Source organism: Bacillus sp. XT-2 (assembly GCF_025696525.1).
Taxonomy (GTDB): domain Bacteria; phylum Bacillota; class Bacilli; order Bacillales; family Bacillaceae; genus Bacillus; species Bacillus halotolerans.
Map to the genome: position 1 here is coordinate 349,995 of NZ_JAHVOC010000003.1, position 13,340 is coordinate 363,334.

Annotated in this window: 13 protein-coding genes; all 13 read right to left on the reverse strand. The window is 45.5% G+C overall.

Going from position 1 to position 13,340, the window contains the following annotated elements:
- Nucleotide 1: 1 nt before the first annotated feature.
- The gene (gene rsgA / locus KXD37_RS11500) at nucleotides 2-904 is read right to left on the reverse strand and encodes a ribosome small subunit-dependent GTPase A (protein ID WP_024121364.1); all 903 of its coding nucleotides are present in this window, start codon (nucleotides 902-904) and stop codon (nucleotides 2-4) included.
- A 14-nt stretch (nucleotides 905-918) separates the two neighbouring features.
- Entirely contained in the window at nucleotides 919-2,868 is a 1,950-nt protein-coding gene (pknB, locus tag KXD37_RS11505) for a Stk1 family PASTA domain-containing Ser/Thr kinase (RefSeq protein ID WP_095713818.1), read from the reverse strand.
- Entirely contained in the window at nucleotides 2,862-3,626 is a 765-nt protein-coding gene (gene prpC, locus KXD37_RS11510) for a protein-serine/threonine phosphatase PrpC (protein WP_024121362.1), read from the reverse strand. Before prpC ends, pknB begins: the two co-directional genes overlap by 7 nt.
- Before the next feature lie 6 nt (nucleotides 3,627-3,632).
- On the reverse strand, nucleotides 3,633-4,724 hold the full coding sequence (rlmN, locus tag KXD37_RS11515; protein WP_024121361.1) for a 23S rRNA (adenine(2503)-C(2))-methyltransferase RlmN: 1,092 nt from the start codon (nucleotides 4,722-4,724) through the stop codon (nucleotides 3,633-3,635).
- 3 nt (nucleotides 4,725-4,727) lie between these two features.
- Nucleotides 4,728-6,071, reverse strand: a complete 1,344-nt coding sequence (gene rsmB / locus KXD37_RS11520) for a 16S rRNA (cytosine(967)-C(5))-methyltransferase RsmB (RefSeq protein ID WP_101861201.1) — start codon at nucleotides 6,069-6,071, stop codon at nucleotides 4,728-4,730.
- The gene (gene fmt, locus KXD37_RS11525; protein WP_059292801.1) at nucleotides 6,058-7,011 is read right to left on the reverse strand and encodes a methionyl-tRNA formyltransferase; all 954 of its coding nucleotides are present in this window, start codon (nucleotides 7,009-7,011) and stop codon (nucleotides 6,058-6,060) included. Before fmt ends, rsmB begins: the two co-directional genes overlap by 14 nt.
- Nucleotides 7,012-7,015: 4 nt before the next feature.
- A complete protein-coding gene (def, locus tag KXD37_RS11530; protein ID WP_024121358.1) occupies nucleotides 7,016-7,498 on the reverse strand; it encodes a peptide deformylase in 483 nt (160 codons plus the stop codon).
- A 26-nt stretch (nucleotides 7,499-7,524) separates the two neighbouring features.
- The gene (gene priA, locus KXD37_RS11535) at nucleotides 7,525-9,942 is read right to left on the reverse strand and encodes a primosomal protein N' (RefSeq protein ID WP_263463535.1); all 2,418 of its coding nucleotides are present in this window, start codon (nucleotides 9,940-9,942) and stop codon (nucleotides 7,525-7,527) included.
- Nucleotides 9,939-11,159, reverse strand: coding sequence for a bifunctional phosphopantothenoylcysteine decarboxylase/phosphopantothenate--cysteine ligase CoaBC (gene coaBC / locus KXD37_RS11540; protein WP_188323722.1), 1,221 nt, complete (start codon nucleotides 11,157-11,159; stop codon nucleotides 9,939-9,941). Before coaBC ends, priA begins: the two co-directional genes overlap by 4 nt.
- A 78-nt stretch (nucleotides 11,160-11,237) precedes the next feature.
- On the reverse strand, nucleotides 11,238-11,441 hold the full coding sequence (gene rpoZ / locus KXD37_RS11545; protein ID WP_003221520.1) for a DNA-directed RNA polymerase subunit omega: 204 nt from the start codon (nucleotides 11,439-11,441) through the stop codon (nucleotides 11,238-11,240).
- A gap of 3 nt (nucleotides 11,442-11,444) precedes the next feature.
- On the reverse strand, nucleotides 11,445-12,059 hold the full coding sequence (gmk, locus tag KXD37_RS11550) for a guanylate kinase (RefSeq protein ID WP_024121355.1): 615 nt from the start codon (nucleotides 12,057-12,059) through the stop codon (nucleotides 11,445-11,447).
- A 7-nt stretch (nucleotides 12,060-12,066) separates the two neighbouring features.
- Entirely contained in the window at nucleotides 12,067-12,336 is a 270-nt protein-coding gene (gene remA, locus KXD37_RS11555; RefSeq protein WP_003154355.1) for an extracellular matrix/biofilm regulator RemA, read from the reverse strand.
- A gap of 76 nt (nucleotides 12,337-12,412) precedes the next feature.
- A complete protein-coding gene (locus KXD37_RS11560) occupies nucleotides 12,413-13,288 on the reverse strand; it encodes a YicC/YloC family endoribonuclease (protein ID WP_095713814.1) in 876 nt (291 codons plus the stop codon).
- Nucleotides 13,289-13,340: the final 52 nt, after the last annotated feature.

Genomic DNA, 13,340 nt, shown 5'->3' on the forward strand with positions numbered 1-13,340 from the left:
TCTAATACCTCGGCTTTCTGTCTTTGATCTCTGTAATAAATTCAACATAATGGTCGTAGCGGTACTGCTTTAATTCCCCTTCTTCAACAGCTTGTTTGACTGCACATTTCGGCTCTTTCAAATGCAAACACCCTCTGAATTTGCATGATGCGCTTTTTTCTCTGATGTCAGGGAAGGTGTAGCCCAGCTCTCCTTCTTCTATGTCTGTAAACTCAAGAGAGCTGAAACCCGGCGTATCCGCAACCAGACCTCCGGACGTGTGAATGAGCTCCACATGGCGGGTTGTGTGCTTCCCGCGGCCTAAATGCTCGGAAATCTCGTTTGTTCTCAAACCCAGCTCGGGACTGATCGCGTTGAGAAGCGAGGATTTGCCAACCCCAGACTGACCGGCAAAGACCGTTGTTTTGCCGCGGAAATGCGGGATGATCTCCGTTAAACTGTCTTGGTCCTTTGAAGAGGTAAGATACACGTCATAGCCAATATTCCGGTAGTCTTCAGCATACGCTTGAATGAGCTTTTGTGTATGTTGATCTTCAATTAAATCCATTTTTGTAATACAAATAATCGGCTGGATGTCATTCGCTTCTACGAGAACCAAGAAACGGTCGAGCAATGCTGTGCTGAAAGATGGCTGCATCGCCGAGAAAACAAGCACCGCTTGATCAACGTTGCAGATCGGCGGCCTGATAAGTTCATTGGTTCTTTCTTTAATCTCCAGAAGATATCCTTCTTTATTATTTTCAGCTTGATAAACAACATAATCACCGACCAAAGGGGTGATTTTATTTTTTCTGAAAATGCCTCTTCCTCTGCATTGTATAACTTTTCCGTTATTTGAATCCTCTGATTCATCCAGTACGTAATAAAAGCCGCTAAGCGCTTTAATAATTTTGCCCTCAGGCATATTTTCCCTCCTTGTTATTCATCTTTCGGATACTCAATTGTTTTGTAGCTGACGACTTTATTATTTACCATCACTTGATAGTACCCTTTTTGGCCAGGTTCAATCTTCAGTTCGATCGTCCGTTCTACGGGCTCTTTAATCTTAAAATGTTCGTAAGTGTCAGAAATGCTGTGGTCCGCGTCGTCAATCGCGATTTGCACCTCCAGCTCGTCCCCTTCGTTTTCAGGCTCATATGGAATCTTGACTTTTTCTTTCACTGTTTTCGCCGGTTTTTTCTCAGGTCCGAGAGAAAATGTCACTTCGACCTCATTTCCCGGCTTTAGCGCCGTTCCCGCTGCCGGTTTTTGTTTGACAACCTGTCCTTCCGGAACGTCATCTGAGTACGCTTCTTTTTCCACCAGCTTGAGCCCGTTATCTTCCAGATATCCTGAGGCTGCTTCTTTACTGTATGTTTTTAAATCTCTGAGCGTAATATCTTCCGGCCCGATGCTGACTGTGAGCTTAACTTGATCTTCGTCCGGCACAAGTTCGGTCCCTGCTGACGGATTCTGGTCTATGACAGTGCCGGCGTCTTTCTCATCATTATTTACTTCATCCACCGTTACATTTTTAAAGCCCTGTTCCTTTAACACTTTTTTTGCCTTGTCGACTGATTGGTCCGTCACATCACCGATCTGCTTTTTTGCTTTACCTGTACTCTTATAAAGCGTAACCGTTGCTCCTTCTTTAACAGTGGACTCGGCTTTAGGATCGGTTTTGACCATCAGGCCTTCTTCGATCTTCTCATCTGAGATTTCCAAAACGTCTGAATCTACCTGCAAGCCTTCTTTTTCTAGAAGATCTGCCGCTTTCTCATATTCCATCCCTGCTACATCGGGTATTTTGACATCCTTAGGCATAAAAAGAGAAGGAAAAACAGTGACGGCGAGAACTCCTGCCGTGATAAAAATCAGGCATATGGTGAGCAAAATCCACGGCCATTTTTTTCTCTTAGCTTTTTTCTTCGTTTGGTTTTCTTGAGGAAATGTCATGTCAGCTTCGGTTTCATTAGAAGCTTTCGCAAGCTCTGCATCCTTAATAATCGGAATCGCTTTCGTCATTTCTTCATCATCTTGAATCGTAAATTTCTTTTCGTTGAGCCTGTCCGCGTCAAAAGCTGTTCGAATATCTTCTTCCATATCTTCAGCAGTTTCATAGCGATGAAAAGGATCTTTGGCGGTTGCCTTTAATATGATGTTTTCAACGCTTTGGGGTACTGAGGGATTCCACCTTTTCGCTGAAGGGGTTTCAGCCTGAAGATGCTTTAAGGCGATGCTGACAGCCGATTCTCCATCAAACGGGATTCGGCCGGTTAACAGCTCAAATAAGACAATCCCAAGTGCATAAATATCTGATTTTTTTGTGGCCAGACCGCCCCGCGCCTGTTCGGGGGATAAATAATGGACTGAGCCCAGCACAGAATTGGTGTGGGTGATTGTTGTCGAAGTCAGTGCAGTCGCAATTCCAAAATCCGTTACTTTGATATTGCCCATATGGTCGATCAAAATGTTATGCGGTTTAATATCCCTGTGGACAATATGATTTTGGTGGGCATGGGCAATGGCTGAGACAATTTGCTCCATGATGCTGAGCGCTTCTTTGGGGTGAAGCGGCCCATTTGCTGTTATGTATTCTTTTAGCGTCATGCCCTCTACGTATTCCATGACAATATAGTAGATATCATCTTCCTCGCCCAAATCATAAATGCTGACAATATTCGGGTGATCAAGGCTTGATGCCGATTGGGCTTCTCTTCGGAAACGCCTGATAAACTCATTGTCATTCACATAGTCAAACCGCAGGATTTTGATTGCGACTTCACGATCAAGAATAATGTCCTCAGCTAAATAAACGTTGGCCATTCCCCCGCCGCCTATGGCACGGAGAATCTGGTAACGCCCGCTGATTCGCTTGCCGATTAGCACTGATCTTCACCCTCTTCAACATGTAAAGCAAGCTCAAGCAAAACTGCTGTAATATTGTCTTCCCCGCCATTCTCATTGGCTTTGTCCACAAGCAGGTTTACTTTTTCCTGAGGAGCTGAATCGCTTTGCAGGATGTCTTTTAATTCAGTGACTTCCACTTTATTCGTCAGTCCATCAGAACATAAAAGGAGTTTGTCTCCGGGTTCAATTTCGAAAGAACGTGCGTCAATACTGACAGATTGATCTGTTCCGAGCGCCTTCGTCAGCACATTTTTGCGCGGATGATGCTCAGCATCTTCTCTGGAGATTTCACCGGTGCGAACCAGTTCATTCACAAGAGAATGATCCTCTGTCACCTGAACGAAAAGATCGTCCTGAAGCAAATAGCATCTGCTGTCGCCTATATGAGCAACGGAAACCGTTTTGCCTGTAAAAAGAGCGCATACAATGGTTGTTCCCATGCCTTGGCATTCTTCGTGCGCTTGGGCATGATCGTAAATCTTACTGTTTACCGCGAGAATCTGTTCAATGAGCCACTCTTCACACTCTGACGGCGCCGCAGGAACCGTATCTGCCTCATTCCATTTCTCTCCCATGGCTTTCACAGCCATCTTGCTTGCAACATCTCCAGCAAGATGGCCGCCCATGCCATCAGCGACAACCGCTAATACAAAATCGTCTTTCCCCTTAAAAATACCCGCATCATCTTCATTATGCTGGCGGATTTTCCCTGTATCTGTTTTTAAGGCTGTTAACAACCCTCATCACCTCGTCTCGTCTTGACGCTCCTTCGCGCGAAGCTGACCGCAGGCTGCGTCAATGTCATGGCCTTGCTCTCTTCGGATCGTGACATTTACTCCGCGGGATTTCAGCGTTTTCTCAAAAGCAAAAATCTGCTCGCGCGGTGTGCGGACGTAATCCCGTTCAGGCACATAGTTTACCGGAATCAAGTTCACGTGGCATTTTACGCCTTCCAGCAAGTCTGCAAGCTCTTCAGCGTGCTCGACCTGATCATTTACGCCGCCGAACAGACCGTATTCAAAGCTGATCCGGCGTCCTGTTTTATTAATGTAATATTTAACGGCTTCCATTAAATCAGGCAGCTTGTACGCTCTGTTAATCGGCATCAAACGGCTTCTGATTTCTGTATTTGGCGCGTGCAGAGAAATCGCAAAGTTAATCTGCATTTGCTGATCAGCGAATTCGTAAATTTTCGGGATGATTCCGCTTGTAGAAACAGTAATATGGCGGGCTCCTATATTCAGTCCCTTATCATGGTTAATGATTTTTAAGAAGGCAAGCATTTCGTTAAAGTTATCAAATGGTTCGCCAATTCCCATGATGACGACAGAGCTGACGCGTTCATCCGTTTCATCCAGCGCTTTTTGAACTTTCACCACTTGAGCGACAATTTCGCCCGCTTCAAGATTTCGTTTTAAGCCGCCGAGCGTTGATGCGCAGAATGTGCAGCCAATGCGGCAGCCGACTTGTGTCGTTACACATACAGAATTACCATACTCGTGTCTCATTAAAACGGTTTCGATTGTATAACCGTCGTGAAGCTCGAATAAAAACTTCATCGTACCATCTTGAGAAGTTTGTTTAACTGCTGTTTTCAGCGTCGTTAATACGAAATGAGTGTTTAATTTCTCACGCAGATCCTTTGACAGGTTTGTCATTTCGTCAAAAGAAGATACTCGTTTTTCGTAAAGCCATTCAAAAATCTGTGCCGCGCGGAACGGTTTCTCTCCGTTGTCTGTCAGCCATTGTTTGATTTCGTCTAATTCAAAAGAATAAATTGAAGGACGCTCTGTCCGCAATTCTTTTCTGATCTTTGTTTTTTTAAGTTCTGTCATTGCTTATCCCTTCTTTCTCATGCTGCAAATAAAGAAACCATCTGTTCCGAAATAATGCGGAAGGATTTGAAGCCTCCCATCCCGAACAAAGGGTCTCGCCTTTTCGGGCAGCCGCTTTTCAAGAGACAAATCGGGTTCAAAATCAGGATGTTCTTGTATAAAAGCATGGATAACTTCTTCATTTTCTGTCCGATCCATTGTACACGTACTGTAGACAAGAGTGCCACCTTTTTTTACTAATGGCGCAATTTCCCTTAAGATAGACAGCTGGATTTCAGCAAGCCGGGAGCTGTCATTCGGGGTTTTGGTGTACTTCATATCCGGCTTTCTTCTGATCACGCCAAAGCCTGAGCATGGAGCGTCAACCAAAATACGGTCAAACTGTTCACTTTTAAACGTTTCTCCCGCTTTTCTCGCGTCCATTGTTTTCGCATCAATAATGGAAAGGCCAAGCCGTTCTGACGCTTCTTTGATCAGCTTCACTTTATGTTTGTGAAGGTCAAGCGATGTCACACTTCCCTTGTTCTCCATTAATTCAGCGATATGGGCTGACTTTCCGCCCGGCGCTGCGCACGCATCAAGCACCGTTTCACCTGGCTTAGGGTCAAGGGCCCGGGCAACCAGCATGGAGCTTTCATCCTGGATGGACACTTCACCGGTCTGGAAGAAGTGAGTTCCGGCGATTGTTCCCTTTACAAGCTTCACAGCATCCTCGGCGAGATCGCCTTTTTCTGCTTCGATTCCTTCAGCTGCCATTTGATCAAGTATCTCCGCTCTGTCTGTTTTCATTTGATTGACACGCAGCGTTTGCTTAGGCGGAATGAGATGAATGCGGCAAATCTTTTCAGCCGCATCAAATCCGTATGCGTCTGCCCACTCTTTCACGAGCCATTCGGGATGGCTTGTTTCTGTCGCAAGCCGGAGAACAGGATCTTCGATGGCGTCAAAGGAAGGGACTCCTTCGCGCTGAATAGAGCGAAGCACGCCGTTGACAAATGAGGCAATGCCTTTATGCCCGCGGTTTTTAGCAATCTCTACCGCTTCATGGATGACTGCCCGGTCCGGGATTTTTTCTAAATATTCCATTTGATATAGGGACAGGCGGAGAAGCTGGATAACCCACGGCTTCACCTTTTGCGGCTTGTTGATAAACGGCTTGAGCATATAATCCAGCGCGATTTTGTTTTGCAATGTACCGTACACTAGTTCAGTCAAAAGCCCCCGGTCCTGATCGCTCAGTTTATTGGATTTAATAACCGATTTCAGGAGCAGGTTACTGTATGACTGATTTTGTTCTAATTTGACCAGCGCCTCCAGCGCAATATCACGAACGCTATTTGTTTTCATTGTGCACTCCTAACATATCACCTGTCTCAACATGAGCGCCACGGACGAAGTCTTCGCCTCGCATGCGTTTTTTGCCGGCAGGCTGCAGCTCTGTTAATAACAGTGCCGTATCGTTTCCTGTGGCCACGATAATTCCTTCTTTTTCAATAGCAATGACTGTGCCGGGCTCGGCTTTTGCCGGCGCCGCTGTTTTCTTGGCCGCCCACACTTTCAGGTTTTGTCCATTTAAAGTCGTATAGGCAACAGGCCATGGGTTTAAACCTCGAACTTGATTATAAAGCTCTTCTCCTGCTCTGGACCAGTCAATCAGCTCTTGTTCTCTTTTAATGTTTGGCGCATACGTCGCTTTCTCGTCATCCTGCTTTTCAGGTGATATGTCGCCGGCTATAACTTGAGGAACTGTTTCAGACAGAAGCTTCGCGCCAGCAACGCTTAATTTATCGTGCAGGGTTCCGACATTGTCGGTTTCTTCAATGTCTACTTCCACTTTAGAAATCATATCGCCTGCATCTAATTTTTCCACCATGTACATAATGGTAACTCCGGTTTTTTTCTTTCCTTGGAGAATGGAATAATGGATAGGAGCCCCGCCTCTCAGTTCAGGCAAAAGAGACGCATGGACATTAATGCATCCGTACTTAGGGCTGTCGAGAAGCTCTTTAGGCAGAATTTGCCCAAACGCTGCCGTCACAATGAGATCCGGTTTTAATGCCAGCACCTTTTCAATTTCTTCTTTCAGTCTGACTTTTTCAGGCTGAAGAACCGGGATACCGTGACGCAAAGCTTCTTCCTTCACAGGCGGAGGCGTGAGCACTTTTTTTCTGCCCTTCGGACGGTCCGGCTGAGTGACGACCCCCACTACTTCATATCCGTCATCTATCAGGGTTTTTAACACAGGAACTGAAAAATCGGGTGTTCCCATAAACACGATTCTCGTCATCAAATCATCCTTCCATATCCGCTAGTTCATCTTCTGTATAATATTTGCTTATTTTTGATGTAAACAGCACGCCGTCCAAGTGGTCCATTTCATGCTGCACGGCTCTCGCGAAAAAGCCCCTTGCTTCAAGAATAAACGGTTTTCCCTGACGGTTATACGCCCGCACTTTCACATAATCGGCACGCGTGACATCTCCGTAGACGCCGGGAAAACTCAAGCATCCTTCAACTCCGGTTTGCTCGCCGCTTTGTTCAAGAATTTCCGGATTCACAAGGTCAATTCTGCCGCTTTCTTCTCCGATATCAACAACAGCCGCTCTTTTTAAAATACCGATCTGCGGCGCTGCCAGTCCGACTCCATCCATTTCGAGCATGGTATCGTACATATCATCAAGCAGTTTTTTTAGCTTTTTATCAAAAACAGTCACGGTTTCCGCGGGCGTTTCCAAAACCTCCGCGGGATGTGTGACGACCTTTTTTACTGCCAATTCATTACCCTCCAAGACGTGAGATCTTACATCATCATATAAGGATTCATATCAATTGAAATCATTACATGTTTTTGTTCAATTTCGCGTTTATAATGTTCCAGTATCTTCTTCAATAAAGCTGATATCTGGGTTTCCTGTTTGTATTTTATCACGCATTGATAACGATATCTATCTTTGATCCTGGCGATCGGCGATGCGCTTGGACCAAGTATTTTCGTATCTGCCCCGCAGTTTGCTTTCAGAAAGTGTGCGATTTTCTCAGCGGTTACAGCCGCTTTTGCCACTTCCTCGTGAGAAACCGTCACAAGAGCCAAATAGTAATACGGCGGGTAGGATTGCTCCCTCCTGTGCGCCATTTCATGCTGATAAAACGTTTCATAATCATGCGTTTTCGTCAGCTGGATGCTGTAATGGGACGGTGTGTACGTTTGAATGATGACATTGCCGGGTTTTTCATGTCTTCCCGCGCGGCCGCTGACTTGTGTTAGCAGCTGAAACGTTTTTTCGGCAGATCTGAAATCAGGAATGTGCAGTGTTGTGTCAGCGCTTAAGACTCCGACAAGTGTCACATTCGGAAAATCAAGCCCTTTCGCAATCATTTGCGTTCCAAGAAGAATATCTGCTTTGCCTTCTCCGAAAGCAGACAATAATTTTTCATGGGCACCTTTCCGAGAGGTCGTATCAACATCCATCCGTATGACTCTTGCATGTGGCAGCACCTTTGTTAATTCTTCTTCCACTCTTTGTGTTCCCGTTCCGAAAAAACGGATATGATCGCTCCCGCATTCAGGACAAGTATGCGGAACAGGCTCTTCATGTCCGCAATAATGGCATTTCATCCTCTGGCCGGAACGGTGATACGTCATGGAAATGTCGCAGTGAGGGCATTGCGGGACATATCCGCAGTCCCTGCACATCACAAAGGAGGAATAGCCCCTTTTATTTAAAAACAGCACAGCCTGTTCACCCTTGGCAATGGTTTCTTCAAGCTTTTCCATCAATTCTATTGAAAACATAGAGCGATTGCCGTTTCTGAGCTCCTCTCTCATATCCACAAGCGAAACCTCAGGCATCACTTGGTGATTGACGCGGTGTTTCAGCGAAAGCAGCTCGTACACTCCTTTTTGCGCCCGTGCATATGACTCTAACGTCGGTGTAGCACTACCTAACACAACCGGACAGCGGTGGTGCTCCGCTCTCTTGATCGCTACTTCTTTCGCATGGTAGCGCGGCATTTCCTCTTGTTTATAGGACGATTCATGCTCCTCATCGATAATAATCATCCCGAGATTTTCAAACGGAGCAAAAATAGCGGACCTCGCGCCAACGACAAGCCGTACTTCCTTGCGGTGGATTTTGCGCCACTCGTCATACTTTTCACCAGTGGATAACCCGCTGTGCATCACGGCTACCTGAGAGCCGAAGCGCCCTTTAAAGCGATGAACCATTTGCGGCGTTAACGATATTTCCGGTACAAGTACGATGGCTTCTTTTCCTTTCGCAAGCACTTTTTCAATCGACTGGAGATAAATTTCCGTTTTGCCGCTTCCTGTCACCCCGTGCAGGAGAAACACTTGATGTTCATTGTTATCTAACGTCCGGCGTATCGGCTGAAAGGCCGCGCTCTGCTCGTCTGTCAGCGGCAGCGGTTCTGTTTTTTTGAACATTTTGTCCTGATAGGGATCTCTGTAAACCTCTTCATAGGTTTCTTTCAGAAGCCCCTTTTGGATCAGGGTCTTGATGGTGGCTGAGCTTGCGTCTGTTTTTTTGCACAGGTCCGCAGCAGGTATTTTCGTGCCTTCCGGTTCCGTCATGAAAAAGTGCAGGATCGCCTGCTGTTTGGCCGCTTGTCGGGATAAACCCTCAACCTGCTTGGAGAGCTCTTCTTTACCGGCATTGGCCTGAATATACCTGACCATTTTTTTGTTCGCTTTTTGCGCCACTTTATAAGTTACATCGATATGGCCTTTTTGAACCTGCTTCTGGATGATTTTCAGCGTATCGTGATCAGGTATATCGGTATACAGCAAGCTCTTTGTTTCAGAAAACAGCCGTTCTACCTGCGGCGGGATGTCCGCACCTTCCGCAATCTTCAGCTCTTTTTCATATTTTGCCTTTAATGCGGCAGGCAGCATCGCTTGAAGCGCCGTAATCTTAAAAGACAGCGTTTTGTCTGACAGCCATGAAGACAAATTCATCAGCTCTTCTGTCAAAACAGGCGTAAGATCTAATAAATCCTCCACTTCTTTGACAGATTTACCTGAGAGATCAGACGTATCTTTGACAGCTGTCACAAACCCTTGAATTTTACGGGGGCCAAACGGAACAATGACCCTCATTCCCGTTTTGATCATACCTTTAAGATGGTCTGGGATTTTGTAATCAAACGGCCTGTCTATATTTTTGGTGCTGACATCAACGATGACTTCGGCAAAATTCATGAGTGCTCTCCGGTTTGTTTTAAGAGGGCTGCGACTTCTCCAAGAATGTCAAACGAAACATCGAGCTTAGACATCTTCGGCAGCTCGCGTTTGCGCCCGTCTTTGAAAAAGAGCGTCACAATATTCGTATCAGCACCAAAACCGGCCCCTGCCGCTTTCACGTCATTCGCCACAATCATGTCAAGATTTTTGGCAGAAAGCTTTTTGCGGGCGTAATGTTCCACATCTTGTGTCTCAGCAGCAAAACCGACTAACAGCTGATGCTGTTTTTTCTCGCCCAGTTCTTTTAAGATGTCGACTGTTCTTTTTAATTCAAGGGTCATTCCGCCGTCTTGTTTTTTCATTTTTTGGTCAAATACTGTTTTTGGCGTAAAATCGGCAACAGCAGCTGTTTTTATGACGACGTCGCTTCTCTCATACACAGAGAGCACCGCATCGCGCATGTCCGCAGCCGATTGGACAGGGATAAACTGAGAAAGCCCTTTAGGGACATCAAGAGAAACCGGCCCTGAGATCAAGGTCACGTTTGCACCAAGCCGCACCGCAGCCTCAGCTAATGCGTATCCCATTTTACCCGTCGATTTATTCGTGAAAAAACGCACAGGATCAACTGCCTCCCGTGTCGGGCCTGCTGTGATCACCACTTGTTTGCCTTCTAAAGGCGCGTCTTTTTCTTCTGCAAAATGCTTTGCCGCAAGCTTCACGATGTTTTCGGGTTCTTCCAATCTTCCTTTTCCAACGTAACCGCATGCTAAATAGCCCTCGCTCGGTTCAATAAAACGAAAACCATCCTGATAAAGGACAGAAATATTGCGTTTGACTGCCGGATGGTCATACATATGCACATTCATGGCGGGCGCAATCCATACCGGCGCTGTTGCCGCTAATAAGGTTGTTGTCAGCATATCATCAGCAATGCCGTTGGCCAGTTTTCCAATCACATTGGCCGTAGCCGGCGCAACAATAATCAGGTCGGCCCAGTCAGCTGCGTCTATATGAGAGATGACGTTTGGATTTTGTTCTTTAAATGTATCTGTATATACTTCATGGCGGCTCAATGCCTGAAATGTCAGCGGTGAAACGAACTGGCACGCAGATTCAGTCATAATGACTTTAACATTTGCCCCTGCCTGCACCAGCTTGCTTGTCAGCGCACAGGCTTTATAAACAGCGATGCCTCCGCTCACGCAAAGTAACACATTTCGATTGTTCAGCAATGACTTCTCCCCCTCTGCAATTTAAAACAGCACGGAAAAAAATAACAACCTACATGATATAGGTTGCTACTTGTGCTACTATTCGCGGTCTTCCTTTTCAAACGAAAGCAGGCCTGCATCAATTTCTTCTAAAGCTTTGCCTACATATTTGTGTGAAATCGTATGTTCAATCATCTGGTCTTTTTTGATTTGCATTTCACGCGCGCGTCTAGCAGAAACGGTTACGAGCGTGTATTTCGAATCCAATTTATTCATTAATGAGTCAATTGACGGATCTAACATCAGTTATTCAACCTCCAGCATTTTCTTATATCTTGGTGCAACGCGCTCACGCTTCAAATGTTCAGCGAGAACGATTGCTTTGATTTTGTCGCAAGCCGTTTCGACATTATCATTTTCTACGACGTAATCATATGCGTCCATCATTTCGATCTCAGCTTTTGCGGCTTTCATGCGATTTTCAATCAGAGCATCTGTTTCCGTTCCTCTTGTCACAATTCTGTTCTTCAGTTCAGAAAGACTCGGAGGCGCAAGGAAAATAAACAGACCTTCCGGGAAAGCATTTCTCACTTGAAGAGCGCCTTGAACTTCGATTTCTAAAAAGACGTCTTTTCCTTCTTGGAGCGTCTGTTCAACATAATCGACAGGAGTGCCGTAATAATTGCCGACATATTCTGCCCATTCAAGCAGCTTATTGTTTGCAATCATTTGTTCAAATTCTTCTCTCGTTTTGAAAAAATAATCGACTCCGTTCACTTCGCCCTCTCGCGGGTTTCTCGTTGTTACTGAAATCGAATACTCGAATTTTGTATCTTCTTGCGAAAAAATCGCTTGCCGAACCGTTCCTTTACCAACTCCTGAGGGACCTGAGAGAACGATTAATAACCCTCTTTCTTTCATGCGGCAATTATCCCTGCCCTTCATCCATAATTTCTTCTTTAACAGAAAGTCTGTGTGCAACTGTCTCAGGCTGGACGGCAGATAAGATAATGTGATCACTATCCATGACGACAACTGCACGGGTTCTTCGTCCGTATGTAGCGTCAATTAGCATTCCGCGGTCTCTTGCATCCTGGATCATCCGTTTGATTGGCGCAGACTCCGGGCTGACAATCGAAATCATCCGATTGGCGGAGATAATATTGCCAAATCCGATATTAATCAGTTTAATCGTCATCTTCTACGTTCCCCCTGTAAAATAGACGTCTCTAGTTTAGCCTAGCAAGTCCGTCTGTAAACAATACGCACAGTCACTATTCTATATTTTGCACTTGTTCTTTTATTTTTTCAATAGAACTTTTCATTTCGACGACAAGCTTTGTGATCTGGTGATCATTTGCTTTTGAGCCGATTGTATTTGCTTCCCGATTCAGCTCCTGGACAAGAAAGTCGAGTTTGCGCCCGACAGCTCCGCCTTCAGCTAATATATCACGAAACTGAGCGAAGTGGCTCTTCAATCTTGTAATCTCTTCTGTAATATCAGAACGATCTGCAAAAATAGCGCATTCTGTAACAAGCCGGCTCTCATCCAACACGTCTTCGGTCCATTCCTTTATTCTGGCGTACAGCCGTTCCCTGTAACGAGATACCGCATCGGCTGCCAAAGATTCGGTCTTTTCGGTCAGCTCTTCAAGCTGATCAATATGCATCAGACAGTCTTTGGCTAAAAGCAGCCCCTCTTTTTCGCGCATCTCACAGAGTCCTTTTACGGCTTCCTCTGCAGCAGCTGTTATTAACTCCTCAAGCTTTTCATTTTGAGTCTGTTCCTCATGAATCTGGACGACATGATCAAGCTTGAAGAAGTCCATGACATCAGGCTCTGCGGACAATTGATAACGCTTTTTCATATCCTCTGCAGCTGCGACAAACTCATCGAGCAGCGGCCAATCAATGTCAAGCCTTCTCTCTACAAGCATATCACTGTCAACGGAGACGAAAAGCTCAATTCTTCCGCGCTGTATGTACTGCAGAATCGTCTGTTTCAGCTTATCTTCTAAATATAGCAAAGGCCTTGGCAAACGAGCGTTCACTTCTTTAAACCTGTAATTCACAGATTTAAGTTCAACGCTTACAGAGAGATCATCTTGTGTTTTGCTTGCACTGCCGAAGCCTGTCATACTTCGTATCATAAATAAAACACCCAATTTCTTCCCTGTTCTCAAAATAAAAGGGCAATAGACA